The 24,561-nt window shown below is 59.4% G+C and carries 31 protein-coding genes; 15 read left to right on the forward strand and 16 right to left on the reverse strand.

The genetic code is table 11. The features are described 5' to 3' along the window. Positions 1-112 precede the first annotated feature (112 nt). From RBB49_RS26500 to RBB49_RS26525, 6 genes are all read left to right on the forward strand, one after another. Positions 113-1,093 carry an NAD(P)/FAD-dependent oxidoreductase gene (locus RBB49_RS26500; RefSeq protein WP_306145972.1) on the forward strand — a complete coding sequence of 327 codons (981 nt, stop codon included), beginning with the start codon at positions 113-115 and terminating at the stop codon, positions 1,091-1,093. After that, positions 1,083-1,958, forward strand: coding sequence for an isoprenylcysteine carboxylmethyltransferase family protein (locus tag RBB49_RS26505; protein WP_306145973.1), 876 nt, complete (start codon positions 1,083-1,085; stop codon positions 1,956-1,958). Before RBB49_RS26500 ends, RBB49_RS26505 begins: the two co-directional genes overlap by 11 nt. Then, on the forward strand, positions 1,958-2,347 hold the full coding sequence (locus tag RBB49_RS26510) for a DUF4149 domain-containing protein (protein ID WP_306145974.1): 390 nt from the start codon (positions 1,958-1,960) through the stop codon (positions 2,345-2,347). Before RBB49_RS26505 ends, RBB49_RS26510 begins: the two co-directional genes overlap by 1 nt. Beyond that, entirely contained in the window at positions 2,344-2,829 is a 486-nt protein-coding gene (locus RBB49_RS26515; protein WP_306145975.1) for a DUF427 domain-containing protein, read from the forward strand. Before RBB49_RS26510 ends, RBB49_RS26515 begins: the two co-directional genes overlap by 4 nt. A 194-nt stretch (positions 2,830-3,023) precedes the next feature. Continuing rightward, a complete protein-coding gene (locus RBB49_RS26520) occupies positions 3,024-3,668 on the forward strand; it encodes a GDSL-type esterase/lipase family protein (RefSeq protein WP_306145976.1) in 645 nt (214 codons plus the stop codon). 83 nt (positions 3,669-3,751) lie between these two features. Continuing rightward, complete coding sequence (locus RBB49_RS26525; RefSeq protein WP_306145977.1) at positions 3,752-5,320, forward strand: DUF427 domain-containing protein; 1,569 nt, start codon at positions 3,752-3,754, stop codon at positions 5,318-5,320. 19 nt (positions 5,321-5,339) lie between these two features. Here the strand turns inward: RBB49_RS26525 and RBB49_RS26530 are convergent, their stop codons facing one another. Further along, on the reverse strand, positions 5,340-5,621 hold the full coding sequence (locus tag RBB49_RS26530; protein WP_306145978.1) for an antitermination protein: 282 nt from the start codon (positions 5,619-5,621) through the stop codon (positions 5,340-5,342). A gap of 346 nt (positions 5,622-5,967) precedes the next feature. Between RBB49_RS26530 and RBB49_RS26535 the strand changes: the two genes are divergently transcribed. After that, the gene (locus RBB49_RS26535; RefSeq protein ID WP_306145979.1) at positions 5,968-6,147 is read left to right on the forward strand and encodes a hypothetical protein; all 180 of its coding nucleotides are present in this window, start codon (positions 5,968-5,970) and stop codon (positions 6,145-6,147) included. Positions 6,148-6,458: 311 nt separating this feature from the next. Here RBB49_RS26535 and grxD read toward each other — a convergent pair whose 3' ends face one another. From grxD to RBB49_RS26565, 6 genes are all read right to left on the reverse strand, one after another. After that, positions 6,459-6,794 carry a Grx4 family monothiol glutaredoxin gene (grxD, locus tag RBB49_RS26540; RefSeq protein ID WP_306145980.1) on the reverse strand — a complete coding sequence of 112 codons (336 nt, stop codon included), beginning with the start codon at positions 6,792-6,794 and terminating at the stop codon, positions 6,459-6,461. 229 nt (positions 6,795-7,023) lie between these two features. Continuing rightward, a complete protein-coding gene (locus RBB49_RS26545; protein ID WP_306145981.1) occupies positions 7,024-7,257 on the reverse strand; it encodes a BolA family protein in 234 nt (77 codons plus the stop codon). A gap of 41 nt (positions 7,258-7,298) precedes the next feature. Further along, a complete protein-coding gene (gene purL / locus RBB49_RS26550; protein ID WP_306145982.1) occupies positions 7,299-9,497 on the reverse strand; it encodes a phosphoribosylformylglycinamidine synthase subunit PurL in 2,199 nt (732 codons plus the stop codon). A gap of 193 nt (positions 9,498-9,690) precedes the next feature. After that, on the reverse strand, positions 9,691-9,981 hold the full coding sequence (locus RBB49_RS26555; protein ID WP_306145983.1) for a hypothetical protein: 291 nt from the start codon (positions 9,979-9,981) through the stop codon (positions 9,691-9,693). A gap of 188 nt (positions 9,982-10,169) precedes the next feature. Then, complete coding sequence (locus tag RBB49_RS26560; protein WP_306145984.1) at positions 10,170-10,982, reverse strand: bifunctional 2-polyprenyl-6-hydroxyphenol methylase/3-demethylubiquinol 3-O-methyltransferase UbiG; 813 nt, start codon at positions 10,980-10,982, stop codon at positions 10,170-10,172. Between the two features lie 174 nt (positions 10,983-11,156). Next, entirely contained in the window at positions 11,157-11,693 is a 537-nt protein-coding gene (locus RBB49_RS26565; protein ID WP_306145985.1) for a peroxiredoxin-like family protein, read from the reverse strand. A gap of 109 nt (positions 11,694-11,802) precedes the next feature. Here RBB49_RS26565 and RBB49_RS26570 point away from each other — a divergent pair, with 109 nt between their 5' ends. The 6 genes from RBB49_RS26570 to RBB49_RS26595 all read left to right on the forward strand — a co-directional run bounded on the left by RBB49_RS26570 (position 11,803) and on the right by RBB49_RS26595 (position 18,007). Beyond that, positions 11,803-12,606 carry an AraC family transcriptional regulator gene (locus RBB49_RS26570; protein ID WP_306145986.1) on the forward strand — a complete coding sequence of 268 codons (804 nt, stop codon included), beginning with the start codon at positions 11,803-11,805 and terminating at the stop codon, positions 12,604-12,606. A gap of 56 nt (positions 12,607-12,662) precedes the next feature. Then, complete coding sequence (locus tag RBB49_RS26575; protein WP_306145987.1) at positions 12,663-13,346, forward strand: GntR family transcriptional regulator; 684 nt, start codon at positions 12,663-12,665, stop codon at positions 13,344-13,346. 165 nt (positions 13,347-13,511) lie between these two features. Next, positions 13,512-14,468 (forward strand): tripartite tricarboxylate transporter substrate binding protein, encoded by a 957-nt coding sequence (locus tag RBB49_RS26580; RefSeq protein WP_306145988.1) that lies wholly within the window; start codon positions 13,512-13,514, stop codon positions 14,466-14,468. Between the two features lie 64 nt (positions 14,469-14,532). Then, the gene (locus RBB49_RS26585; RefSeq protein WP_306145989.1) at positions 14,533-14,991 is read left to right on the forward strand and encodes a tripartite tricarboxylate transporter TctB family protein; all 459 of its coding nucleotides are present in this window, start codon (positions 14,533-14,535) and stop codon (positions 14,989-14,991) included. Between the two features lie 11 nt (positions 14,992-15,002). Continuing rightward, positions 15,003-16,514, forward strand: coding sequence for a tripartite tricarboxylate transporter permease (locus tag RBB49_RS26590; protein ID WP_306145990.1), 1,512 nt, complete (start codon positions 15,003-15,005; stop codon positions 16,512-16,514). 59 nt (positions 16,515-16,573) lie between these two features. Then, positions 16,574-18,007, forward strand: a complete 1,434-nt coding sequence (locus tag RBB49_RS26595) for an MmgE/PrpD family protein (RefSeq protein WP_306145991.1) — start codon at positions 16,574-16,576, stop codon at positions 18,005-18,007. A 95-nt stretch (positions 18,008-18,102) separates the two neighbouring features. Here the strand turns inward: RBB49_RS26595 and RBB49_RS26600 are convergent, their stop codons facing one another. The 6 genes from RBB49_RS26600 to purC form a co-directional block, all read right to left on the reverse strand. Then, positions 18,103-18,357, reverse strand: coding sequence for a DUF2164 domain-containing protein (locus RBB49_RS26600; RefSeq protein ID WP_306145992.1), 255 nt, complete (start codon positions 18,355-18,357; stop codon positions 18,103-18,105). A 23-nt stretch (positions 18,358-18,380) separates the two neighbouring features. Next, positions 18,381-19,049: a phosphoribosylformylglycinamidine synthase subunit PurQ gene (purQ, locus tag RBB49_RS26605; RefSeq protein ID WP_306145993.1), complete on the reverse strand. Its 669-nt coding sequence runs from the start codon at positions 19,047-19,049 to the stop codon at positions 18,381-18,383. Between the two features lie 17 nt (positions 19,050-19,066). Beyond that, positions 19,067-19,174: a phosphoribosylformylglycinamidine synthase-associated small membrane protein gene (locus RBB49_RS26610; RefSeq protein WP_306145994.1), complete on the reverse strand. Its 108-nt coding sequence runs from the start codon at positions 19,172-19,174 to the stop codon at positions 19,067-19,069. Positions 19,175-19,189: 15 nt separating this feature from the next. Next, entirely contained in the window at positions 19,190-19,432 is a 243-nt protein-coding gene (gene purS / locus RBB49_RS26615) for a phosphoribosylformylglycinamidine synthase subunit PurS (protein WP_306146046.1), read from the reverse strand. A 95-nt stretch (positions 19,433-19,527) separates the two neighbouring features. Beyond that, the gene (locus tag RBB49_RS26620) at positions 19,528-19,983 is read right to left on the reverse strand and encodes a hypothetical protein (protein ID WP_306145996.1); all 456 of its coding nucleotides are present in this window, start codon (positions 19,981-19,983) and stop codon (positions 19,528-19,530) included. Positions 19,984-20,165: 182 nt separating this feature from the next. Then, positions 20,166-20,930 carry a phosphoribosylaminoimidazolesuccinocarboxamide synthase gene (gene purC / locus RBB49_RS26625; RefSeq protein ID WP_306145997.1) on the reverse strand — a complete coding sequence of 255 codons (765 nt, stop codon included), beginning with the start codon at positions 20,928-20,930 and terminating at the stop codon, positions 20,166-20,168. Between the two features lie 324 nt (positions 20,931-21,254). On the opposite strand from purC, the gene RBB49_RS26630 reads away from it, so the two are divergent. Further along, positions 21,255-21,578, forward strand: a complete 324-nt coding sequence (locus RBB49_RS26630; RefSeq protein ID WP_306145998.1) for a DUF1476 domain-containing protein — start codon at positions 21,255-21,257, stop codon at positions 21,576-21,578. 180 nt (positions 21,579-21,758) lie between these two features. On the opposite strand, the gene RBB49_RS26635 is transcribed toward RBB49_RS26630, so the two are convergent. Next, positions 21,759-22,076, reverse strand: coding sequence for a hypothetical protein (locus tag RBB49_RS26635; RefSeq protein WP_306145999.1), 318 nt, complete (start codon positions 22,074-22,076; stop codon positions 21,759-21,761). A gap of 265 nt (positions 22,077-22,341) precedes the next feature. Between RBB49_RS26635 and RBB49_RS26640 the strand changes: the two genes are divergently transcribed. Continuing rightward, entirely contained in the window at positions 22,342-23,151 is an 810-nt protein-coding gene (locus tag RBB49_RS26640; RefSeq protein ID WP_306146000.1) for an HpcH/HpaI aldolase/citrate lyase family protein, read from the forward strand. Between the two features lie 39 nt (positions 23,152-23,190). On the opposite strand, the gene RBB49_RS26645 is transcribed toward RBB49_RS26640, so the two are convergent. Both RBB49_RS26645 and RBB49_RS26650 read right to left on the reverse strand, forming a co-directional pair. Next, a complete protein-coding gene (locus RBB49_RS26645) occupies positions 23,191-23,745 on the reverse strand; it encodes an alpha/beta hydrolase (RefSeq protein WP_306146002.1) in 555 nt (184 codons plus the stop codon). 25 nt (positions 23,746-23,770) lie between these two features. Then, positions 23,771-24,520, reverse strand: coding sequence for a metallophosphoesterase (locus RBB49_RS26650; protein ID WP_306146003.1), 750 nt, complete (start codon positions 24,518-24,520; stop codon positions 23,771-23,773). Between the last annotated feature and the right edge of the window lie 41 nt (positions 24,521-24,561).

Below are 24,561 nucleotides of genomic sequence, written 5' to 3' on the forward strand. Positions count from 1 at the left end.
CGAACAGCGTAACACCAGTACGATCCATTGCGTTGACCGGTGTTGCCATGACCTCTTCAAAACGATGCGTGCGCCCTGATTTGCCCGGGTTTACCGTTTCTTTGTGCGGTGGATGCGCCCAGGCATCACCATCGGCGGTGCGCTGATGGAAAGAAACGCGATCGGCATTATCGGCGCGGGTCTCGCGGGTCTTTGCTGTGCGAGCATCCTTCAGAAGCGCGGCTATACACCCGTTCTCCTGGAGAAGGGGCGCGGAGTTGGCGGACGGCTCGCCACGCGGCGGACCGATGCCGGTTTCCAGTTTGATCACGGCGCCCAATACATCACGGCAAGAACACCCGACTTCCGCAATGCGGTGGCACGTCTGATTGGTAAAGGCGCGGCAGGCACGTGGTCAGGTGCGGACCGGGAGGTCATTGTCGGAACACCGTCGATGAATGCCATGGCGAAGGTGCTTGCCGGCGGGCTTGATATCAGACGCAAGACCCGCGTGACGGACCTGCGTGCCGAAGAGAACGGTTGGCGCGCCGCAACGGCAGACAGCGTGTTTCAGTTCGACCGGCTCGTTGTCACGGCACCGCAACCGCAGACGGTCGGTCTGCTGGGCGTTGAGCATCCGCTGGCAAATGCGATCTCCGCGGTGCGCATGTCGCCCTGCTGGACGTTGATGGCAACCTTTGCGGATCAGCAGGAGATCCCTTTCACAAGCCGCTCGGCTCCCGACAGCTATCTCGCATGGATCGCGCTCAACAGTTCCAAACCGGGGCGTCCGGACACGAACAGCTGGGTTGTTCAGGCCAGCGCCGACTGGAGCGCAAGAAACCTGGAGCGCGAGGCGGACGATGTTGCGCAGGAAATGCTGCTGCGCCTTTGCGGGATCTTGCGTATCGAACCGTCCAACGCGGTGCATGCAAGTGCACATCGCTGGCGCTATGCAAGGGTTGAGGAACCGCTCGGCACCCCGTTCTGCCGCAATGATGCAGGTACGCTTTACCTCGGCGGTGACTGGTGTCTTGGTGCCCGCGTGGAAGCGGCGTGGACAAGCGGCAAGGCGATTGCCGATGACTTGCTGGGAGAGATCGATGCTCGATGATCCGCGCATTGCCGGTCTCTTGCGGCTTGTCCCGGGGGTATTCAGGCCCGCGCCCGGCCGTGGACGGATTTTGCTCGCACTTGCATCAGGCGTTGTCTGTCATCTCGTCTTTGCGCTTGCGGTTATCGCGATGATGAGCGCCATGTTCTTCGGCATGCAGCGCAGCCTTGGCTCGGTTCCCTGGCCGTGGGCTGCCGCGGTCAACCTGCTCTTGATCCTGCAGTTCCCCGTTGTTCATTCCGCTCTTCTGACAGGGACGGGCCGCCGGATGCTGGCGGGGTTCATCCCGAGTCCTCATGGTGCCGTCCTGTCAACGACCACCTATGCCACGATCGCCGCGGCGCAGTTGCTCGCCCTGTTCGCGCTCTGGACACCGTCCGGGGTCGTTTGGTGGCAGGCGGAGGGAACTGTCTTCTGGCTGCTCTGCGCTGCGTATGGCGCTGCCTGGCTGCTTCTGATCAAGGCGAGTTTCGATGCCGGAGCAGAGGTTCAGTCCGGTGCGCTCGGCTGGATGTCGCTGATGGCGAAAGTCAAACCGGTGTTTCCCGACATGCCGGACAAGGGGTTGTTCCGGCTGATACGCCAACCGATCTATCTGGCCTTCGCGCTGACGCTCTGGACCGTGCCTGTCTGGACGCCGGATCAACTGGCGCTTGCGCTTCTTCTGACAGCCTATTGCGTCTTCGCTCCACTTTTGAAGGAGCGCAGGTTCAAAGCTGCTTACGGTACGCGCTTCGAGGCTTACCGCACCCAGGTGCCCTATATGCTGCCGCGGCCCACCCGGCATGGCCTGGCTGTGCGCGAGCGACGCAACGGCTTGTTTTTCAAGGGTGAACGAACCTCGAGACAAAGGGAAGCTGACTGATGGAGACCCTTGCACTTCTTGTATCCGCGCTGCTGTTCGGTGGCATGGTTCTTTATGCCTTCGGGTTCGCGGCCTTCGTTTTTACGGCGTTGCCGGCGGATGTCGCCAGTCCCACAATCAGGCGCGCCTTTCCCTATTTCTATCTGTTCGTGCTTGGCGTCTCGGCGCTTGCGGCGCTTCTGCTCCTGGCCGGAGATCTGGTGTCGGCGTCAGTGATGGCGGTGATTGCGCTTTCAACGATCCCGACGCGTCAGGTTCTGATGCCGGCGATCAACAGGGCGACGGATGAGGGAAGAAAGACGCAATTCAAGGTCTTGCACGGGCTGTCCGTCTTGATCACGCTCGCCCATATCGCAGGGGCAGCCTATGTGCTGGCGAGGTTCGTATGAGCGAAGTGTCTCCTCCACTGCCTGTCGAAAACGTGCAGTCCTATCCGCGTCCGCCGGTCGTGGAGGCCGTGCCGCAGCGGATCTGCGTGTTCCTTGCTGATACGCTGATCGTGGACAGCACCCGGGCATACCGGGTCCTGGAAACGCATCATCCGCCGACCTACTACATTCCTCCAGATGACGTGACATGTGAATTGTTGCCCGCCGCCGGCAGGAGTTTTTGTGAATGGAAAGGGTTTGCGCGGTATTTCGATGTGCGGGTTGGCGGCCTGACCAGCAAGAGGGCAGCCTGGTGCTATGACGATCCGTCACATACGTTTTCGGTTATCCGGCACCACCTGGCTTTTTACGCCGACAAGATGGACCGCTGCCTCGTCGGTGAGATGACCGTCGATGCCCAGGCGGGCGACTTTTACGGTGGCTGGATTACGGCAAATCTCAAGGGGATGCCGAAGGGCGCACCTGGCACGGAGCATTGGTGATCCGACGCAGGACGATATGGCCCGGTATCATTTTGCGGACGATCACCTTGGTTTCGTCAAACTGCCCGGAAATCCTGACAGCCTGAATCACGTGGCGAAGTGTCGTTGTTCGCGCGTGGTTTACTTTAGGAAACAGGCTGGACCTGCCGCTGTTATCAGGCGAGGTTAGTCTTTCTGAATTCTGGGAGGACTTCATGCGCGATCTGCGTATCTGCTTCGTCGGTGACAGCTATGTCAACGGCACCGGCGACGAACGCTGTCTGGGATGGATCGGGCGCTTGTGCGAACGGCGGTTCACCAGGGATTTTCAGCTGTCCTTCTATGATCTCGGTATTCGCGGTGAAACGATATCCCAGGTCCGCGCGCGCTGGCGGCGAGACTGCGAAGCCCGGTTACCGGAGGGCGCGGACAATCGGGTGGTGCTCCAATTCGGGATCAACGACATCGGCAACATCACCGGTACCGGCCGTCAGGTCGAGGAAGATGCCTCCGTCGAGGAAGCAGAGGCGTTCGTAAGGGAAGTGGCCGACGCTTATCCGACGCTGTGGGTCGGCCTGCCGCCTGCAAATGAGGCCTGTTCGCCCATGCACCCGAGCGAAGGCCTTGAGGTATCGTTCTTTCAGAAGGACGCCGAAGCACTCAATGCGCGGTTCAAGACGCTGGCGGAAACGCTTGACGTTCCCTATTTCGACCTGCAGACACCGTTGCTCGCCAATCGCGACTACATGGCCAGTCTGACGCGAGGCGACAGGATGCATTGCGACGGGACCGGCTACGCCATGATCGCGAACCTGATCGACAATTGGCCAGCGTGGAACGCCTGGTTCGAGGACCAATAGACCGGCGCTGTGGAGCTCCTGCGGAAGGCCAGTCTGCCACGAGCGTCTGGACAGTTCCCGTCTGCTCACCTATCTCATGCTCAATGACGGTTCGCGTTCAACAGACTTCGAACGACTACGGCATCGTGGTCGAGCAGCTTTCCGGCGAGGTGGTCGCCCGGCGGGGTGAGCATGTCGTCGCGCGTTCGAACAAGGCGCGGGTGATGTATGAGACCCGGCTGTCTCCGGTGGTCTATTTCCCCTTTGAAGACGTGCTGGCCGGGCTCGAACCTGCACCGGCGCACAAGACCTTCTGTCCCTTCAAGGGGACAGCCTCCTACAGTCACGTGACAGTCGGTGGCGAGACGGTCGAATACGGGGCCTGGCACTACCCAAAAGCTTTGCCAGAGGGGCAGGCGGTCGATGGTTGCGTCGGGTTCATGCCCGGTGTGACGACGAGCATCGAGCATGAGGGAGAGCCGATCGCGGAAATGCCGACCGGGAACATCTCCGGACCGGTTGTCGACTGGCTGCTGCGCGAGGCCTGGCTCGCCAAAACGCCCGAAGAGTTGCTCGCTGCGCTCGGCAACAAGCTGGTGGCCGACGGCATAGCCGTGAGCCGGATGAGCATCCTGATCTGGTCGCTGCATCCGATGGTGGCCGGTCAGAACTGCATCTGGGTGCGGGGCGAAGACGAGGTGGCCAGCCGTTACCCGTCCTACGAAATTCTGGAAAGCCCTGTATTCAAGGACAGTCCGTTTCAGCACGTGGCCAACGGGCTCGGCGGAATCCGCCAGAAACTCGACACAAACCCGGACGAGTTCGACTTCCCGATCATGGAGGATCTCAAGGAGCAGGGTGTGACGGATTACGTCGCGATGCCACTGCCGTTCTCCGACGGCCGTATCAATGTGCTGACGCTCGCCTCCGATCACCCGAACGGATTCACGACTGCAAATCTGGGCCTTATCTTCGAGTGTTCCGCGCTCATCAGCCGCCTGTTCGAGGTGTTTGCCCTGACTTCGAACGCGACGACGCTGCTCGAAACCTATCTCGGCAAGCGCACCGGAGCACGCGTTCTGGGTGGCGAAATCCGCCGCGGCGACGGCGATGTCATCGACGCCGCTATTCTCTTCTGCGACCTCAGGCATTCGACGCGGCTCGAAACCGAACTTGGCCGCGATGACTACGTCTCCGTGCTGAACCAGTTTTTTGAAACCGCGACTGATATCGTCAATGCCCATGACGGAGAGGTGCTCAAATTCATCGGGGACGCGGTTCTGGCGATCTTTCCGGCTGGGTCGGGCCACGCTCAGGCGTGCCGGCAGGCAGCGGTCAGCGCTGATGAGATCGTTAAGGCCCTGGCCGAGCCGTGCGAGGAAAACGGCGGCATGCCGCTCTCCTGCGCCATCGGCATTGCCTATGGCGATGTGACCTATGGCAATGTGGGATCAAAGGAACGCCTGGATTTCACAGTCATCGGCAGTGCGGCCAACCTTGCTGCGCGGCTTGGCGAACATGGCAAGGTCAACGGCAAGGAAATCGTGGCATCGGGAGATGTCGCGCGTGAATCAGGGTTTCCGCTGGAAGCGCTTGGGAGCCTGAACCTGCACAATGTTGCAGAGCCCCTTGAGTCCTTCGCGATAAAGACCGGTTCGGGGTCAAAGGACTAAGCGGTTTCGAAGTCGGTGGTCAGCGTACCGTGTTTTCGCCCGCGAAGCCGCCCATCGGCTGATTTCGAACCAGTATCACAAGGCCGGACTTGCTCGGCTCGGTTCCCGTCTCGGCAACACCACCGTAATTGGCACAAAGGTCTTCCGGACTTTTGTTCTGTGCGGGCGTGAACATCGTGATCGCCTGGCAATCGACGCGACGCAATTCCTGGTCGGTCGCCGGACTGTCGGACAAGACGATACCAAGTCCAGCCAAAGCAATTACGAAAGTAGAGGTGGTTGCGATTGCAAACTTGTTCATTGTCCCCGGTCCCATTTCCCGGCCGGCATCATGCCGGACCTTTCGATATGGACGGAGAATGGCGGAACGCACCTGTACTTACCCTGAAATCCGCATTCACCTAGCATTCATGTTAGGCGATTCGCCTGGTTTTGCCGAGCCCGCGCCCCATTTCGGCCCGATTTGATTCGGGTTTGCTTTGGATAACCTGTAACCGCAGGTGGTTTTGAACAGGTTTGTTCAAACGGCGCGTCGTATCCCTTCCGTCACCATCGTTCCAGACAGGTGAGGCAAAGCCGAACGCTGATCTGGAATCCAGAGATACGCTGGCGCTAAAGGCGCGTCTGCTTTCAAGAAAGGAGATTTCGTGTTCGCTCCGCTCACGCAGATATCTGGGTTCCGGATCGGCGCGCAGCCAGCGCTGCACTTGTCCGGAATGACGGATGTTTCCAGCCGGTTGCCGTCCCGGCCAAGCGCCGCGCAAAGCCGGGACCAGAACAGCGTTTGGCAGAAGGCCCCGGCTCAGGGCCAGGGCGGCAAGCGTTGATACAATTCCGTCTGTATCTGATGACGGCCCCGCGACCTGCGCCGTCCCGGACCTGACCCGGGACCTGAGCACGGCTGGACGGAAGGCCCCGGCTCAGGGCCGGGGCGGCAAGCGTTGATACAATTTCGTCTGCAGTATGATGACGGCCCTGCAGCTGCGCCGTCCCGGACCTGATCCGGGACCACCGGGAAACAGACCCGGACCGAGTGTTCCGGAGATCTGGTAAGGCATGTGCCTCTTGACCGTCCGGAAACGAAAAAGGGGCGGAAAAACCGCCCCTTGAACAAATCGGCTCAGAAATTGAATCCGGCTCAGGCGGGCTGCTGAGTCGTCTCGATGCCTTTTTCGGAGAACATGCCCTGAAGTTCCTGGTTCTGGAACATTTCGCGGATGATGTCGCAGCCGCCGATGAACTCACCCTTGATGTAAAGCTGCGGGATTGTCGGCCAGTTGGTGAATTCCTTGATCCCGTTACGCAGTTCGTCGTCTTCCAGCACGTTGATGCCCTTATAAGGCGCACCGACATAGTCGAGGATCTGCACGACCTGACCGGAGAACCCGCATTGCGGGAAATTCGGCGTGCCCTTCATGAAAAGCACCACATCGTTGGTGTCGACTTCGTTCTTAATCCAGTCCTGGATGCTCATGGATGTCAGTCCTTTTGATTGGCGGGCGTGAAGCGGTCACGGCCAGTCCGATAGATCTGTCTTGCCACCGCTCTCCAGACGCGCAGCTCCATCACGAGCATAAGCAGCAAAACTGAGAGAAGAAGCCAAACCATTCGATTTTCCTTAACTTGTCCGCATATGTGTTTCGCAACGCCGCGAATTCAAGTGTTCGGGCAAGATATGCTCCGAGATGCCAACACCTCTACGCTCAATCGGGTGCCTTCGTCTGCAATGCCAGTGCGTGCAGCGCTCCACCCATGTTGCCCTTCAAGGCTTCATAAACCATCTGATGCTGCTGGACGCGGCTTTTGCCGCGGAAATGCTCCGAGACGACATTCGCCGCGTAGTGATCTCCATCGCCGGCCAAATCCCGGATCTCCACCTGAGCGTCGGGCAGCGCCTCCTTTATCAGGGTTTCGATCTCGTTCGCGTTCATCGGCATCGTGCATCAGTCCTCTGTCGGGTTCCTGAAAGGCAAACGGCTCAAGCGCCTGCCATATAGTTCGGAAACCAATCTTCGTGTGCTTTTTTCAAGTTTGCAACGGATATGGTGAGAATGCCCTCAACAGTCAAATCCTTACCACCCGTTTTGCCGATCTGCTGTGCCTCAATGCCGGCGTCAAGAAGGTCTTCAAGAACCGCGTCGAGCCTGTCCCGCGAAACGGTCAGGATATAGCGGCCCTGATCTTCGCCGAAAAGCGCGGCATGCGCCGGGCCGTCGACCTTGACTGTTGCACCAATTCCGCCGGCAATGGCCATTTCGGCGAGAGCAACGGCGAGGCCGCCCGAAGAGACATCGTGGACACCGGTCAGGCGCGCTGCGCCAATGAGCTGGCGCACGATCGTACCGCGGCGTTTCTCAGCCGCCAGATCCACAGGGGGCGGTGCGCCTTCCTCTCGGCCGAGGACCTCGGCGAGATACTGCGAGGCACCCAGATGGGTGCCGTGTCCGCCGACGAGCAGCACGGCATCGCCTTCATTTGCAAATGAGGCACCGGCGCGGACGGTCACGTCCGGAAGCAGCCCGACCCCGCCGATGGCGGGTGTCGGCAGGATCGCTTCACCGTGCGTTTCGTTGTAGAGAGAGACGTTTCCGGAGACGATCGGGAAGTCGAGTGCGCGACATGCTTCGCCGATCCCTTTGATGCAGCCGACAAACTGCCCCATGATTTCCGGCTTTTCCGGGTTGCCGAAATTCAGGTTGTCCGTGGCTGCCAGCGGTTCCGAGCCGACCGCGGTCAGATTGCGCCAGACTTCGGCGACAGCCTGCTTGCCGCCTTCGAACGGGTCGGCTTCGCAATAGCGGGGCGTGACATCCACGGAAAAGGCGAGACCCTTGCGCGTGCCCTCGACACGGATAACCCCGGCGTCGCCACCTGGAGAGGCCGCCGTATTGCCCTGGATCAGGGTGTCGTACTGCTCGTAGACCCAGCGGCGCGAAGAGCCGTTTGCGCCACCCAGCAATGTTGTAAGCGCGGCAGCGTAGTCATCCGGCTCCTCGACCTCCGACGCGGACAGCACGGGCAATTTTACCGGTTCGCTCCAGGGCCGGTCGTATTCCGGGGCTTCGTCACCGAGTTCCTTGATCGGCAGGTCGGCAACCACGTCGCCCTGATGCCTGACGACGAACCGCAACGTATCGGTGGTGACGCCGACGATTGCAAAATCCAGTCCCCATTTGCGGAAGATCGCCTCGGCTTCCTTTTCCATGGCCGGGCGCAGGACCATCAGCATGCGCTCCTGGCTTTCGGAGAGCATCATTTCGTAGGCGCTCATGCGCTCTTCGCGAACAGGCACCCTGTCGAGATCGAGTTCAATGCCAAGATCGCCCTTTGCTCCCATCTCGACGGCAGAGCAGGTCAGGCCGGCCGCGCCCATGTCCTGAATGGCGATCACCGCGCCGGTGTCCATCAGCTCCAGGCAGGCTTCCAGAAGGCACTTTTCGGTGAAGGGGTCGCCAACCTGAACAGTCGGACGCTTTTCCTCGATCGTGTCGTCGAATTCCGCAGATGCCATGGTTGCGCCGCCGACGCCGTCGCGTCCGGTCTTCGCACCGAGATAGACAACCGGCAGGCCTACGCCCTCGGCCTTGGAAAGGAAGATCGCATCCGAATTCGCGAGGCCGGCAGCAAAGGCATTGACGAGGCAATTGCCGTTGTAGCGGGCATGAAATTCAACCTCGCCGCCAACTGTCGGAACACCGAAGGAGTTGCCGTAGCCACCGACACCGGACACGACACCGGAGACGAGATGGCGGGTGCGGGCATGATCCGGCTCGCCGAATCGCAACGCATTCATGGCTGCAACCGGACGCGCGCCCATCGTGAAGACATCGCGCAGGATGCCGCCGACACCCGTTGCGGCTCCCTGATAGGGTTCGATGTAGGACGGGTGGTTGTGGCTTTCCATCTTGAAGACCACAGTCTGGCCGTCGCCGATGTCGACCACGCCGGCGTTTTCACCGGGACCCTGCAGAACGCGCGGGCCTTCGGTAGGCAAGGTTTTTAGCCATTTTTTCGAAGATTTATACGAGCAGTGCTCGTTCCACATGGCCGAGAAAATACCGAGTTCGGTAAAGGTCGGCTCGCGCCCGATCAATTCAAGGATACGCTCATATTCATCCGGCTTCAGCCCGTGAGAGGCAATCAGGTCGGGCGTGATCTTAATGTCGTTCGGGATCATGTCGTTCCAGTTCTTTGGGGCCGCCGCCGTAGGGCCTGGCAGCCGCGGTCGCGCAATGTTGCCGCCGTGTAGCAGATTGCGTCCGGAAAGGGGAGAGGAACGACAAACTTTGTTGTCAGGGAAAGGGGCACATCCGACTGCCCGAAACGACACGGCAGGCCTGCAGCGGTGAAACCCGGAAACAGACCGGTTTTCAGATGCGCTTGGCGACCCTGGACTGGAGTTTCAGTGTGACTTGCTGCCAATCGCGCATCTGGCCTTCAAGCCGCTTGATTTCCTTGTCCTTGAACGAGTTTTCCTGTCTGAGTTCCTGGACCGTATGCTCAAGTTTCATGATGCGCATAAGTAAACGCTCAGCCGTCAACTCTTTACTCGTATCAATGTGGCTGTCTGTCTGCATAATGTATTCGTGCTTTCTAGGGCTAATTCCTTGCGACTCAAGAATTTTTTTGAAAACAACAACTACTTCATCGTTTAGTTCCATCGGAATCACGCGTTTTTACTGATATTTGTCGGCTAAATAGGAAATTTGAAACAACTTCGCGTAGAGTAATCGGTTGTGTTTGGGTTGTAAAGAAAAACAATGACAATATAACTAAAAGTTTAACTGTTGCGGGGCGTACGTGTTTTCAGGGTTAATTCCGCGGGGCGCGGTTGAAGCGCGCGCCCGGTTCAGCCGTGTTTCGTGCCGACAAAAACAAGGTGTTCACTGCCGTAAAGCGCGGCGGGTGTTTCGGCGACGGAAACCGCAAAGTCGAGCCATTGCTGGCGCGCGGCAGCGGGAAGGGCGGCGAGCCGCCACTCGCTTTGTGCCATCATGCTCTCGGCACCGAAAAGGGCGCGTTGCTCAAGGCCTGTGCCGCTGAAGATTGCTGAGACCTCCGCCGGGTCGACGAAATGCGCGTCAACGAAGAAATCCGTCTCGGGTTTCAGCCGGTGCCGGCCCTCGTAAAGGAAATCATCGATCACGGCACGACGCGTCTCAATGGCGGCCGGGTCGGTCTTGAGCTGGTAGTGGGCTGCCGCAAATCTCGAAATAAAGGCGAACACGCCGATGCCGCCGGGTTTCATGACCCTGACCGCCTCGGAGACAACGCGCCGTCTGTCGTCTTCTGACGTCAGATGATAGAGAGGGCCAAGTGCCAGAACAGCGTCATAGCTGGCGTCCGGTAAATCGGACAGGTCGCGCGCATCGCCCGGTCTTGCCGAGTTCAGCCTCAGACCCCGCCTTTGCGCCTCTTTTTTTGCGAAGGCGACATTTTGCCCGGAGAGATCGCGAAGGTCGACAGCGTGTCCGGCTGCCGTCAGATCAAGAGCATATCGGCCAGGACCGGAGCCGATGTCCAATATGGTCGCGGAGGGTGGCAGAAACCGGTTCAGGAAAGCCTTGGTGACGCCGAACTCAAGCCAGTTTCTCTCCAGCCGCAGCCATTCGTCCTCGACGGTGCGATCGTAAAAGTCGCGGACGCGGTCGATTTCGCTCATGCCCGATGCATCGCGATCTGCGGTTTTAGGATTGAAAGGAGGGGTGTTGCGTTCCGTATATCTTTCTCCTTGCGCCGGGAACGAGGTCGCAGGGAATATTGCCGTGTCCGGCGGTGAAACGCAAAGGGGATTGCCCCAGGCCGGGAGTGGGATCCCGGCCCGGAAGCACGACCCTCAGACCGCGCCGGTATATTCGCCGCGGGCCGGGTAGTCGTTCTTCTGCACGAAATCGAGCGCACCGATCATTTCCTGGAAATGCGGGCGTACGAACGGCATTGTCTGAACGGACGCAAAATAGAGGCTTCCATCGCCTTTCACGAGAAATACGCCGGGTTCTGAGAAGAGAGCCGGCTCCTCGATCCCGATCGACGTGGTGCCGCGGCTGGTGGAAACGTAAAGCCCCCAGTCCTTCGCCACGGTCAGCGGCAGGCCATATCCGAAACGAAGGGCTTCGTGACCGACCTTGTCGGCCATCTGCTGCGCCCTGTCCTTTTCGTCGGACGAAATCGCGATGGTTTTGACACCTTTTTCCGCGAAGTCCGGGGTGAGGCGCCCAAGCTCTTTCAGGTAGGTTGCGCAGATCGGGCAGTGGAGGCCGCGGTAAAACACGACGAGCGTTGCAAATTCGGCTGCGTCACCTGCAAGATCGAAAGTGCCCGAGCCAAGCGTTTCGACCGTCAGGGCCGGGACCTGTTGACGTGGAATTAGCATTTTTTCCTCATGACTTTGGTGGCAAGGCTTCACTTTTGCCTTTTGATGGGCTTAAAATAGCGAACGCAACGAGAATAAACATCCTAAAAAGATGATCAGGAGTACGAATTTGCCGGTTGTCTATCGAACTTCGTTCAGCGGAAAGCTCGATCGGCTGTCTTCGCTGATAGATCGTCTGAGGGTTCACGTTGAAAATGCGCTTACCGATCAGCCCCAAAATGGTTTCGCCAATCTCGTGATCTACTCCGATCCCGGCGGTGCCAACCGGCTGGTCTTCTGTCCGTCGATGGAAGAGGAGCAGACAGTTTATCCGGACATCGCACCAATGGAAGCGGAGACGCCGTTGGTTGCCGCGCATATTTCCATTTCGGGGATCGGCAAACAGCTGATCAATGCATTGCCGGCCTGCATTTCCGTACCGCTTTCCGAAGAGCCTTACCTGACCGCGGTCGTGACACCTCTGATCGAAGAGGCGACGACGCCACGATGCGGAGGTCAGGCGGCTTTCCAGCGCCTGTGCGAGGTGGTGGTCATCCGGTTGCTGCGCCATGCCATGGAGGAAGGCAAGGCGGATACAGGGCTGCTGAACGGACTGGCGCATCCACGGATCGCAGCGGCGCTGGTCGCGATCCACGAAGCACCGGAAGAATCTTGGACACTTGAGCGGCTGGCGGAAACGGCTGGCATGTCGCGGACGCAGTTTGCCGTGACGTTCAAGGAACTCGTCGGCGCAACACCCATGGGTTATCTCTCCAACTGGCGGCTGGACATTGCGCGCGCGGAGCTTGAATCGGGCCGGCAGGTCAAGTCGGTCGCGACGCTGTGCGGGTTCTCCAGCCCTGCTGCGTTTTCACGGGCTTTTTCACGGCGTTTCGGCTATCCGCCAAAACAGAAGCGGAACCAGGCTGCGTAGCTGCCCGCCGCTGCAACTTTGTTGACAGTTTTCAACTGACACCTATCCTTGAGAGCATGTCTAAGGAAACATCGAAAAACTCGACGCTGGAGCAGATCAGCCAACGCCGGTCGAAAACGCTCAGCACGATTGTCTGCGAGGCCATCGAGGAGATGATCATCTCCGGAGAGCTGGAAGCCGGTGACCGTATCAATGAGAGTGCGCTCGCAGGCAAGCTTGGCGTGAGCCGAGGCCCGATCCGGGAAGCCTGCAGAAGTCTGGAACAGGCCGGTTTGCTGGTCAGCGCCACCAATCACGGCATGTATGTGCGCGAAATGACGCTTGACGAAGCGCGGGATCTTTATGAGGTGCGCGGTGCGCTCGCAGGTCTGACCGGCCGCTTGATTGTGGAGCGGGCGAGTGATGACACGCTGAAAAAACTGCAGGAACTCGTTGAAAAAATGGATGTGGCGGCCAATGACAGCGACCTGTCCCGCTACTATTCACTCAACCTCGAATTCCACGATCTTCTTGTCGAGGCGTCGAAGAACCCGGCGCTTGAGAGGAGCTACCGCTGGATCGTGAACCAGCTACATCTGTTCCGCCGCCGCGGCCTTGTCCAGAAGGGAAATCTCCTGGTCTCCAACAAGGAGCACCGCGCCATCACCGATGCGCTCCTGAGCCGCGATGCGGATGCAGCCGATAGCGCCATGCGACAGCACGTGGCCGGCGGCTGGGTTCGGATGTCTGCGCCCTCCTGATCTGAGCTTCGCTCCAACCTGATCTGAATTCGCCCGAAACGCAGAGGCTTTGGCATCGCCAGATTGATTTATTGAAAACTGTTGACAGTTTACAGTTAGCGATTTAGGTTGCCGCATCCTTGGTGCTCGACCGTGGTGTCGTGCCGCAATTTGAGGGAGGACCGAATGACTTTTCTGAAAACAGCAGCGTTTGCGGCTGCGACCCTGGCCCTGACAGCTGGAAGTGTCACGGCGAACGACTTTCCGTCTCAACCGGTCGAGGTGGTAACCCATGCCTCGGCCGGCGGCGGTACAGACACGACGGCGCGCACGATGCTGATCCGGGCGCGCCGCGAACTTGGAACCGACGCCTTTGTCCAGATCAAGAAGGGCGGGGGCGGCACGGTGGCCATGTCTTATGTGTCGGGCAAGCCGGCCGACGGTCATACGCTGATGGCGATCACGCCGACGCACCTGATCACGATGGCCCGCGGACGCGCACCGATCGAACTGGAAGACATTAAGGGCGTCGTGCGTTCAACGGACGATCCGATCATTCTTGTGGTATCCAAGAGTTCGGGAATCACGTCGTTTAAGGACCTGAAGGAGGTTTCCAAACAGGCGCCGATCAAATGGGGCGGCACGCAGGCCGGCGGCATCGACCATATCGCCGCGATCACCTTTTCGAACAAGTCGGGTGTCAAGATAGCCTACGTGCCGTTTGACGGCGGTGGGGCCATGATCACCAACCTGATGGGCGGGAACATCCAGGCGGCCGGTCTGAACTACGGCGAAGCGGTGGACGGCATTGAATCGGGTGACTTCATTCCGCTCGGCGTCATGGCCGAAAAGCGCCTGACGGCCTTGCCGGACACGCCGACGCTTGCCGAGCTCGGTGTGGAGGATGTCAACTTCTCGACCGTGCGTGGCATCGTCGTGATGGCGGATACGCCAGCAGAGCGTGTGGCGGCGCTCGAGGCAAAGCTCCTCAAGGCAATGAACCATGGCACCTATCAGGCCTATCTGGAAGGCATCGGTCTTGATCCGACCTCCATCGGCGGCTCCGAGGAATGGGACGCCCAGATCCGGTCCATGTACGCCAATATCTACCAGACGCTCGGCGACCTCGGTCTCAGAAAATAATCAACGGGATATCCGGTGGCGCTTGCCTGTTCGACAGGCGCCACATCGGGAGGGAGGAATTGACATGAGCCTGCCGAAAGACCTGGTGCCTGGATGCCTGATCCTGCTTCTGTGCGCCGCCCTCTACTTTGTAACAACAACATTCGACAGCGACCCGCTCGGGGCCGCGCAAGGCATGCCGGCAACTCACATGCCGCGTCTCGTTCTTGGCGTGATTTCCGCGCTGGCCCTGCTCATGATCCTGCAAGGGCTCCGCAGCGGCGAAAAGGGAACGCTCCATATGCCGCCGTGGCCGATGTGGGCAACCGTCGGGCTTCTTGGCCTGGCTGCAATGGCAGCGCCCGTCCTCGGCGTACCGATTGCGTTTTTCATCGTTTGCGCGGTTCTACCGCTTCTTTGGGGGGCACGTGATGTCAGGATCATCGCCGCCTTCGCGCTTGCTGTTCCCGCTGCGATCTATGTCGTTTTCCAAATTCTGCTCGGTCTGCGCCTGCCGCTCGGACCGCTGACATTCCTGAGCTGAGGGAGGCCATCATGGAAATGCTCCTCGGCGGCTTGATGGAGATCCTTCAGCCGCAAACACTGCTTTTGATCTGCGCAGGAACCCTTGTCGGGGTTCTGGTCGGGGCGTTGCCCGGGTTGTCGAGCTCGATGGCCGTGGCGTTGCTGCTGCCCTTCACGATCTATCTCGACCCGATCCCGGCAATTGCAATGCTGGCGGCACTTTACTGCGCCGGAACCTTCGGTGGATCAATCACGGCGATCCTGATCAATGCGCCGGGCGCGCCGCCCGCAGCCGCGACTGCTTTCGACGGCTATCCGCTGGCGAAAAACGGTCAGGCGGGCCGGGCGCTCGGCATGGCTGCCGCCTCAAGTGTTGCCGGCGGGATCTTTTCGCTCTTCGTGCTGATCTTTGCCGCGCCGTTCCTGGCAACAATCGCCTACCGTTTCGGGCCTCCCGAGTATTTCGCGCTGACCGTCTTCGGGCTTTCCATGCTGGCGTCGATCAGCGGCAAGTCCGCGGTCAAGAACCTGATCGGCGGTGCTTTCGGCGTGCTGATCGCGACCGTGGGAGTTGACCTTACCACCGGGGTTGAACGCTTTACCTTCGGCGTGCCGGAGCTTTACGAAGGCATCAGCTTCATTCCGGTTCTGATCGGCCTGTTCGCCATGGCCGAACTGCTCGACCAGGCGACACAGAAAGACAGGCCGCTGGAGCGATTTGCCATGTCGGCGCTGAAGCTGCCGACCGTGGAGGACTTCAAGCGGGTCTGGAAGACGATCCTGCGGTCCTCGGGCATCGGCACCTTTGTCGGCATTCTGCCCGCCGAGGGCAGCACCGTTGCCGCCATGATCGGTTACAACGAGGCCAAGCGCTGGTCTCCCAACAAGGACAACTTCGGCAAGGGCGAAATCGAAGGTGTCGCGGGCCCCGAGGCTGCCAACAATGCCGCGACCGGCGGGGCAATGGTGCCGACGCTTGCGCTCGGCATCCCGGGATCGGCAACGGCCGCGGTCATCCTGGGCGGCCTTCAGATCCACGGCTTGCGGCCCGGACCCTATCTCTTCGAAAACCAGCCGAACCTGCTCTACGCGATCTTCTTCGCGATGCTGTTGGCGAATTTCGTGTTCCTCGCATTCGGCCTTGTCGGAGCGCGTTACTTCTCCCGGATCTCGCTGATCCCGCGGCAATTCCTGTGGCCGACAGTGTTCTGCCTGTGTGTCGTCGGTGCGTTCGGTGTCGGTCAATCGCTCAATGATGTCTACATCATGCTGGTCGCGGGTTTCATCGGCTACTTCCTGAATCGGGCAGGCTTCTCGCCCGCACCGATCATCATGGGGCTGGTGCTAGGCCACCTGGTGGAAAACTCGCTCGCGCAGTCGATGATCCTGTTCGATCAGGACGCCTGGAAGTTCTTCACCCGGCCGATTGCCGTCTTCTTCTTCGTGCTTGCCATCGTCAGCGTGTTTTCGACGCCGATCGGGCGCCTGATCAAGACGCGCAAACGCGAGGACGCGGACAAACTCGCCCATGGAAACGAATAGCCGGGGTGTCACTTGCCCCGGAAACCCGTCAGGATTTTTTGAACAGAAGGAAACAACCCATGTCCGTTGCAAGGAACATTTACGCGGATATCCCGGAGGACACGGCTGTTACGGCCGCAGCGGCGGAGTTCGTTGAAACCGTCTGCTACGAGGACCTGCCGGAAGAGGCCCTGAGGATCGGAACGCGATGCGTGTTGGATGGACTTGGGCTGTTCGTGGCCGGTTCGGATCACGAGATGGTCGACATATTGAGGGCCGAGGCAGCGGAGACCGGCGGGCGTCCCGACGCACGGTTGCTCGGGCATTCTGAGCATGTGCCGGCCGCGATGGCGGCACGGGTTCTGGGAACTTCGGGCCATGCACATGACTGGGATGACAGCCAGGTCAGCACCGACCCGGCGCATATCTACGGCCTTCTGACGCATCCGACGATCCCGCCGCTGACGGCGTCGCTGGTCATGGCCCAGAAACTTGGCGGGATCGACGGCAAGGCCTTCATGCTCGCCTTCCTCACCGGGTTTGAGGTGGAGTGCAAGATTTCCGAATGGATGCTGCCGCAACACTACATGCGCGGCATGCATTCCAGCGGCACAGTCGGCACCTTCGGCGCCTACGCCGCGGCTGCCAGGCTTCTGGGTCTGAGCGGAGAGCGACTCAGATCCGGCTTCGGCATCGCTGCTTCACTGGCTGCAGGTATCCGCTGCAATTTCGGCACGATGACCAAGCCGCTGCATGTCGGGCGGGCCTGTGAGAACGGCATCACGGCCGCTCTTCTGGCCGAGCGCGGCTACACGGCCGATCCGCAGGCGCTGGACGGTCCCTGGGGTTTCTTTGCCGTGCAGGGCGGCGGTGTGAGTGCGGAGAAAGTCGGGCAGGGTTTCGGCAGGACCTGGACGATTGTCGAACCGGGTGTATCCATCAAGCCGTATCCCTGCGGTGTTCTCACCCATCCGACCATCGACCTGATGCTTCGGCTTGTCACCGATGCGGACATTCAGCCGGACGCGATCCAAAGCGTGACGGTTCATGCGGGAACAAACATCCTGAAACCCATCCGCTATCCGATTGCCGTCAATCACCTGCAGGCGAAATTCTCGCTTCCGGCAGCGCTGGCGATGATCGCGCTTGCACGGCAGGCCGGAAAGCGCGAGTTCTCCGACGAATTCGTGCGCAGCGCGCCGATGCAGGCCATGCAGCGGCGCATCCGGACCGAGCTGGACAGCGATATCGAAGCCCAGGGCTTCGATGTCATGCGTTCGCGGATCACGATCCGGCTGACCGATGGCAGCGAGGTTGCCGGCTGGGCGGATGAAAAATACCGGGGTGGTCCCGAAAATCCGTTGAGTGATCAGGAGCTTGAGGGGAAGGTCCGATCCTGCTGCGCCGGCTTGCTGGAAACCGCCCAGCAGGACAGGCTGATTGCGACAGCCTGGAAAGCCAGGAAGCTTGAAGATGCCGTCGACCTGGCTCGCGTACTCAGCCCGGATACCTGAATTCGCGACGCATCTGACAAAAGAAACACCCCGGCATCCTGCCGGGGTGTCACGCGCAAAATGACCGTGTTTCACGGCGTCGGCGGCGCGGCAGACTACTTCCGGTCTTCGACCTTGCGCTCCATCGCGTAGATCTCGTCGGTGACATCGTCCGCCTTGCGCGCAAAGAGCGCCTGCGCGTCTTTCAGGCCGAGATTGTAGAAATGGGCGCCGAGGGAGCCGCTCAGGAAATCGATCAGGAACTCCGCGTCCATGTTACCGATCTCAAGGTCCAGCTCAGCGTCGAGATATCTCTGGATCTGGGCGGTCAGTCGCGTCCTGACCTCCTTGTCGAGCTTGAGTTCCTTCACGGCGGTCTCCCGTGGGTCGTGGTTCAGGCTGCCTTGTTAAGGAGGCTCTCAAACAGAAGCCGGCCGTCGAGGCCGCCATTCAGCGGTTCAACAAGGTTTTCCGGGTGCGGCATCATTCCAAGAACGTTGCCCTTGTCATTGGTGATACCGGCAATATCGTTGATGGAGCCGTTGGGATTGGTGCCGTCGGCGTAGCGGAACACGACCTGGCCGTTGTCCTCGATCCTTGCGAGCGTTGCCTCGTCCGCGAAGTAGTTGCCGTCGTGATGCGCAACGGGGCAGCGCCAGACCTGGCCTTCGGTGAATTTCGACGAAAACCTTGTGGCGTTGTTGACCGTCTCCATCATGACTTCCTTGCAAACGAAAGTCAGTCCGGCATTGCGCATCAGCGCACCAGGCAGGAGGCCTGCTTCGGTCAGGATCTGAAAGCCGTTGCACACACCCAGAACGGAGACGCCGCTGTCGGCCTTTGCGACCAGGTCGTTCAGGATCGGCGAGCGGGCGGCAATGGCGCCGGAACGCAGGTAATCGCCGTAGGAAAATCCGCCCGGAACAACAACGAGGTCGACATCGGGCAGGGTGCTCTCGGTGTGCCAGACGCTCTGGGGCCGTGCGCCCGTTATCAGTTCCAGCGCGTGGAACATGTCACGGTCGCGGTTGGAGCCTGGGAAAACGATGACGGCTGTTTTCATTTTGTAATCCCGTAGTTCTAGAGCAGGACATAAACGGCAATAAGTGCCGCTATTGCTGGTAGCAGGATGAAAACCGCCGCCTTGAGCGCCATGAATGTCACGGCTTTGCGGGTGTCTTCGTCCATCGTCAGAACCTGATCTCAGGCGATCTCGATCGCGTAGTTCTCAATGACGGTGTTGGCGAGCAGCTTTTCGCACATCTGCTCCAGTTCCGCCCGGGCTGCGTCCTTGTTCGCGCCTGTCAGTTCGACATCGAACACCTTGCCCTGGCGAACCGATCCGACATCGCCGAAACCGAGACCGCCGAGCGCGCCCTCAATGGCTTTTCCCTGGGGATCAAGTACGCCGTTTTTCAGGGTGACGATGACACGTGCTTTCATGATTGGCTTTCCGTGCTGGACTAGCGACAAACAGTTTGGGGCTCCCCATACACGAGGAGCCCCGGAAGCGAAAGAGCAATGCGCACAATTGCTGGGAATTACGGCACGCGTCTGATCGTCGTCCGGTTCAGGTATCTCTTGAAATAGGTGTTGGCGACGCTCCTGCTTCGCGCGGCGGAGACGAGCACGGAGCCCCGGTTGTCCTGGATGATAAACCGGCCGGTCATCCAGATACGGCCCTTTCGATCCCTCAGGTAGCCGCTGAAATCAAAGCCCGCGTAGTTCTTTTTGACGACACGCCGGGTGATATTCAGCTTGGCTTGGTCTTTTGCGGCGATGTTGTAGACGTTTGCGACCGCATTGAAGAGTTCACGCGACAGCACACCGTCCTTGATCGCCTGTTCAGCATCACCGGTTACCTTCAACGGACCCTGAGCGATCAGCCGGTCGGACTTGCACTTCGGAACTTCGCAGACATAGCCGGTAAAGCCGTTTGAAGATTTCTTGGTCCAGCCACTCGGTGCGTAGTTCGTCTGGATGCTGCCCGGTTTCAACCCGGTCGTCTGACATGCGGCCAAGATGCCACAAAGCAGAATTGCGGCTGTGGTTTTGATAATAGATTGAATATTCACAATAAAAACGCCCCCTTGCATTACAAGGAGGCGTTTAGTTTGCGTCTGGCTGAATTGCAACCGGACACAGTGGCTCATCCTCTGATTGCAGGATGGCTGTGTCCTTATTGCACCAGTGTCGGGCCGGAATTGGCCGGGCGCTCGACGGCGATCATGATGCCGAGGCGCTTGGCGACTTCCTGATAGGCTTCCAGCATGCCGCCGAGATCGCGGCGGAAGCGGTCCTTGTCCATCTTGTCGTTGGTCTCGATGTCCCACAGGCGGCAACTGTCGGGAGAAATCTCGTCGGCAACGACGATGCGCATCATGTCGCCTTCGAACAGGCGGCCGCATTCGATCTTGAAGTCGACAAGGCGAATGCCGACACCCAGGAACAGGCCGGACAGGAAATCGTTGACGCGGATGGCAAGCGCCATCATGTCGTCAAGCTCCTGCGGGGTTGCCCAGCCGAACGCGGTGATGTGTTCTTCGGCGACCATCGGATCGTCGAGTTCGTCGTTCTTGTAGTAGAACTCGATGATGGAACGCGGCAGCTGCGTGCCTTCTTCCAGGCCGAGGCGCTTGGCGATGGATCCGGCGGCGACGTTGCGCACGACCACTTCAAGCGGGATGATCTCGACTTCGCGGATCAGCTGCTCGCGCATGTTCATGCGGCGGATGAAGTGAGTCGGAATGCCGATCGCATTCAGATGATTGAAGATGAACTCGGAAATGCGGTTGTTGAGAACGCCCTTGCCGTCAACAATCTCGTGTTTCTTGTTGTTGAAGGCGGTTGCGTCGTCCTTGAAGTGCTGGACCAGTGTACCCGGTTCCGGACCTTCGTAGAGAATCTTGCCTTTACCTTCGTATATGCGCCGACGGCGGTTCATGGGCTATACCGTTTTTTGTGAAGCCTGGGGATGGGACTTGCTCACCTGGTGACGGGTCCTGCGGGACCTGATCCGGTCGACCGGCAGCTACCAACAAGGCGGCAATCCCTTATTTGCGGCGCGGAACTTACCCGAAGCGCGACGAAAGTACAATCGTATGTTTTTCCGACAGGCCTATGCGCACTGGAAATCGCGGCTTTATTCCGCTTTTGGCGCATGTGCGTATCTATCGCGTTGATTTGAAGGCCCTGCGGGGATATGCAAGAGGCCAGACAAACCCCATATGGGGTGCAGTGCATGAACGCAGTTCAGGAGACGAAGAGTATGAGCACTTTCGACAAGCGCGAACAGGGATTTGAAAACAAATTCGCGCATGACGAGGAGCTGCGGTTCAAAGCGACCGCACGCCGCAACAAGCTTTTGGGCATCTGGGCCGCCGGACTGCTGGGCTATGAAGGCGAAAAGGCCGAGGAATATGCCAAGGAGGTCGTTCGCGCCGACTTTGAAGAGCCGGGCGACGAGGACGTGTTCCGCAAAATCCGCGCGGATTTCGATGCCAACAACATCGATCAGTCCGACCACCAGATCCGCCGCAACATGGACGAGCTGATGTCCACGGCGATTGAGCAGCTTCAGAACGAAGGCTGATCGGCGACGACCCAATCGCTGAATTTATGCGAAACGCCCACCGGGAACGGTGGGCGTTTTTCTATTTGGCGGTTGGTTTCCGATTGCGTCATCAAATGCGCGCACCTTTCCCTTCAGACGCGCCCTCTGCGGGTGCTCCGAGCAAAACGAATCGGGCGCTTGTTTTCGCGAACCTGAAAATCAGGTCCAGGCGATGGCCGTTCCGATCAGGACCAGCCCCATGCCGGTGAGTTCGCGGACCGAGTAACTTTCACCGAAATGCAACTGGGTCATTGCACCGATGAAAATGACTTCGGCACCAAGAATACCGATATAGATCAGGCCAAGTCTCTCCTGTCTCAGGGCGAACACTTCAAAAGCGCCCGCCGTGAGCAGTGCGGCTCCAATGATCAGTGCCAGACCGATGCTTGGAAGTTCCGCCAGGGACTTCATTGCGACCATTGCCACGCTGTAAAAAAACGCCGAAATGAGAGCGAGTATTGCAACTGAATTGAACATTTTTTCCAAAAAAATAAATAATATTACGTTAGGTAAGTTCCTTGATGGTGCCGATCAAGGGTAATGTGGCAAAAGCCTGCTTTTTGATCGTTTGACACCAATTCAGTCCCTTTTGCCGGAAGCTGCGCCCATGCCTGTGTTCTGCCGCTTGGCAGAACAATCCCGGGGCAAAATGAAATTGATGTTTGGGCGTTTTTCTCCTGCTTTGGGCTTGCAGCCCGGGCCTGCGCACGGTTTGATCGCGGCAACAAATGGGAGTTGAGCCGTGACCGACACTACGTTTCTTGCCGACAAAATGCGTTCCGGAAAGCCGGTCGTGACCAGCTGGTGTTTCCTGCGCTCTGCCATGATCCCGGAAATCCTGGCGCGGGCCGGATATGATGCCGTGACGATCGACATGCAGCACGGGATGTATGACTTCGACGCCACCGTGGATGCCTTCACGCATATCGCGCTGGGCGGTGCCCATCGAATCGCGCGCATTCCGGTCGGTGACAATGCGCTCGCCGGAAGGCTGATCGACATGGGTGCGGAATGCATCATCGCCCCAATGATCAATTCCAGGGCGGATGCGGAAGCGTTTGCGCGGTCACTGAAATACCCGCCGCTCGGCGACCGCAGCTGGTCACCCCGGCGCGCAGTCATGCTGACGGGTCAGTCAAACGAAGAGTATCTGAAGGCGTCCAATGCCCAGACAATCGGGCTTGCCATGGTCGAGACACAGGATGCCATCGACGCGTTGGACGACATTCTGTCTGTGCCGGAACTGGACGGCATTTTCGTCGGTCCCAGCGATCTTTCCCTTTCGCTATCAAACGGTGCTGCTCTTGATCCGAATGGAGCGGCGACGGCCGAGGCGTGTGCCCGGATCGCCGAAAAGGCGCGCGCGGCAGGCAAGCTCGCCGGGATTTTCTGCCTCAGCGGCGAAAAGGTCGAAGAGGCCGTCTCAATGGGATATCAGTTGATCTCCCACGGCATTGATACGCTGTTTGTCGACGGCGCGGCCCGCAACGCTCTTGGCGAAGTGAGCTGGCTGAAAGACCGGGTTGAGGGGAAAACCGGGGCCGGATACTGATCCGGGCTGCGTTCGATCGGTCTGCAGGACCGGCCCGGCCTAACCGAGCCGTTTCATGAAGTGGGCAAAGGACATCATGCCTTCCGGCCAGGGGCCGTGGCCGCTTTCCACGTTGATGTGCCCGGCTTCGCCGGCGTCCTGAAACGTCGCACCCCAGGCATTCGCCAGCTCTTCGGCGCGGTCATAGCCGCAATAGGGGTCGTTTCGGCTTGCAACGAGATGCGACGGAAAGGGCAGGGGATCGCGGGGGATCGGCCTGAAGTCGCCACCGTCAAACTCCTCGACCAGACCGTCCCGGTCCCAGTCCGAAGGCGCGACAAGGTAAGCGCCCCTGACCTTGTCCTTGAGGACATGGGCACCGTGCGCCACCAGAATGCAGCCGAGTGAATGGGCCACCAGAACAACCGGACGATCGCACCCGTCAACCTCGCGGACCAGCGTGTCGAGCCAGTCCTTTTTTGTCGGGGCGTGGAGTTCGGCCTGTTTGACGACACGCGCCGTCGCCATCTTGTCACGCCAGCGCAGCAGCCAGTGCCCCGGCAGGGTCTTGCCGTATCCCGGTATAAGCAGGATGTCCGTCTCTGATATTTTCATTGCCGAATCCCGGTGTTCGTTCCCGTTAGGATAGAGGGCCGTAGAAGCCGTGTTTCAGTGCGCGTGCCCAGCCCGGCCGGCCGTTTTTGTCCGCTTCCGCGCTGGCGGCGTCCCAGTCATAGCTGAGGATTCGTTCCTGAAAATTCCAGTCCTCGCCCGCCTTTGTCATCACTGCGTAGCGCGCGTGGGGACTGCCGACCTCCATTTTGTGCCTGTGCGGATGATCGTCTTCATAAGTGGGCAGGCCGACGCTGCCGGGGTTCAGGATCGTCTGGCCTGTCGCGCTCAGATGAATCACCCGGGGAATATGGGTATGGCCGCAACAGATGACGGGTGCACGTTCGGTGCCGATATCCGCAAGCAGCGTCTCTTCGTCCGGCAAATGACCCTTCGGGCCTTCGACCTTTTCAGTGAGGTACCTGTTGTCGTCATCCGGTGTGCCGTGGCAAAGGAAGATGTCGCCGCTTAGGCGGATCGTCGCCCGGGTCGTCCTGAGCCAGTCAAGGTTCTCGCTGCTCAGGCGCTCGGCTGCAAAGGCGTCGGTCGGCCCCATTTTCTCAAAGGGATCCTCGAGAAGAAACCTGTCGTGATTGCCGCGCACCGTCGGCCAGTCCGTCTCACGCAGAATGGTAGCCGTCTCCTCGGGCCAGAGCGGCCCGGAAACGCAGTCGCCGAGATTGACGATCATGTCCGGACTCTCGTGTTTGAGATCTTCAAGCACGGCTTCCAGGGCAAGCAGATTGCCGTGAATGTCGGAAATGACTGCAATTTTCATGAACAGCTCCGGCAAAGGGACATCAACAATCAGGTCATTTT

Source organism: Roseibium sp. MMSF_3412, assembly GCF_030733265.1.
Classification (GTDB): domain Bacteria; phylum Pseudomonadota; class Alphaproteobacteria; order Rhizobiales; family Stappiaceae; genus Roseibium.

Coding starts and splice junctions, on each gene's coding strand:
- purQ (WP_306145993.1), bottom strand. CDS start 19,049: ATGAAAACAGCCGTCATCGTTTTCCCAGGCTCCAACCGCGACCGTGAC.
- RBB49_RS26510 (WP_306145974.1), top strand. CDS start 1,958: ATGGAGACCCTTGCACTTCTTGTATCCGCGCTGCTGTTCGGTGGCATG.
- RBB49_RS26530 (WP_306145978.1), bottom strand. CDS start 5,621: ATGAACAAGTTTGCAATCGCAACCACCTCTACTTTCGTAATTGCTTTG.
- RBB49_RS26645 (WP_306146002.1), bottom strand. CDS start 23,745: ATGAAAATATCAGAGACGGACATCCTGCTTATACCGGGATACGGCAAG.
- RBB49_RS26525 (WP_306145977.1), top strand. CDS start 3,752: ATGACGGTTCGCGTTCAACAGACTTCGAACGACTACGGCATCGTGGTC.
- RBB49_RS26545 (WP_306145981.1), bottom strand. CDS start 7,257: ATGCCGATGAACGCGAACGAGATCGAAACCCTGATAAAGGAGGCGCTG.
- RBB49_RS26610 (WP_306145994.1), bottom strand. CDS start 19,174: ATGGACGAAGACACCCGCAAAGCCGTGACATTCATGGCGCTCAAGGCG.
- RBB49_RS26630 (WP_306145998.1), top strand. CDS start 21,255: ATGAGCACTTTCGACAAGCGCGAACAGGGATTTGAAAACAAATTCGCG.
- RBB49_RS26560 (WP_306145984.1), bottom strand. CDS start 10,982: ATGAGCGAAATCGACCGCGTCCGCGACTTTTACGATCGCACCGTCGAG.
- RBB49_RS26650 (WP_306146003.1), bottom strand. CDS start 24,520: ATGAAAATTGCAGTCATTTCCGACATTCACGGCAATCTGCTTGCCCTG.
- RBB49_RS26565 (WP_306145985.1), bottom strand. CDS start 11,693: ATGCTAATTCCACGTCAACAGGTCCCGGCCCTGACGGTCGAAACGCTT.
- RBB49_RS26585 (WP_306145989.1), top strand. CDS start 14,533: ATGAGCCTGCCGAAAGACCTGGTGCCTGGATGCCTGATCCTGCTTCTG.
- RBB49_RS26515 (WP_306145975.1), top strand. CDS start 2,344: ATGAGCGAAGTGTCTCCTCCACTGCCTGTCGAAAACGTGCAGTCCTAT.
- RBB49_RS26590 (WP_306145990.1), top strand. CDS start 15,003: ATGGAAATGCTCCTCGGCGGCTTGATGGAGATCCTTCAGCCGCAAACA.
- RBB49_RS26555 (WP_306145983.1), bottom strand. CDS start 9,981: ATGGAACTAAACGATGAAGTAGTTGTTGTTTTCAAAAAAATTCTTGAG.
- RBB49_RS26575 (WP_306145987.1), top strand. CDS start 12,663: ATGTCTAAGGAAACATCGAAAAACTCGACGCTGGAGCAGATCAGCCAA.
- RBB49_RS26580 (WP_306145988.1), top strand. CDS start 13,512: ATGACTTTTCTGAAAACAGCAGCGTTTGCGGCTGCGACCCTGGCCCTG.
- RBB49_RS26500 (WP_306145972.1), top strand. CDS start 113: ATGCGCCCAGGCATCACCATCGGCGGTGCGCTGATGGAAAGAAACGCG.
- RBB49_RS26505 (WP_306145973.1), top strand. CDS start 1,083: ATGCTCGATGATCCGCGCATTGCCGGTCTCTTGCGGCTTGTCCCGGGG.
- RBB49_RS26595 (WP_306145991.1), top strand. CDS start 16,574: ATGTCCGTTGCAAGGAACATTTACGCGGATATCCCGGAGGACACGGCT.
- purL (WP_306145982.1), bottom strand. CDS start 9,497: ATGATCCCGAACGACATTAAGATCACGCCCGACCTGATTGCCTCTCAC.
- RBB49_RS26520 (WP_306145976.1), top strand. CDS start 3,024: ATGCGCGATCTGCGTATCTGCTTCGTCGGTGACAGCTATGTCAACGGC.
- purC (WP_306145997.1), bottom strand. CDS start 20,930: ATGAACCGCCGTCGGCGCATATACGAAGGTAAAGGCAAGATTCTCTAC.
- RBB49_RS26635 (WP_306145999.1), bottom strand. CDS start 22,076: ATGTTCAATTCAGTTGCAATACTCGCTCTCATTTCGGCGTTTTTTTAC.
- grxD (WP_306145980.1), bottom strand. CDS start 6,794: ATGAGCATCCAGGACTGGATTAAGAACGAAGTCGACACCAACGATGTG.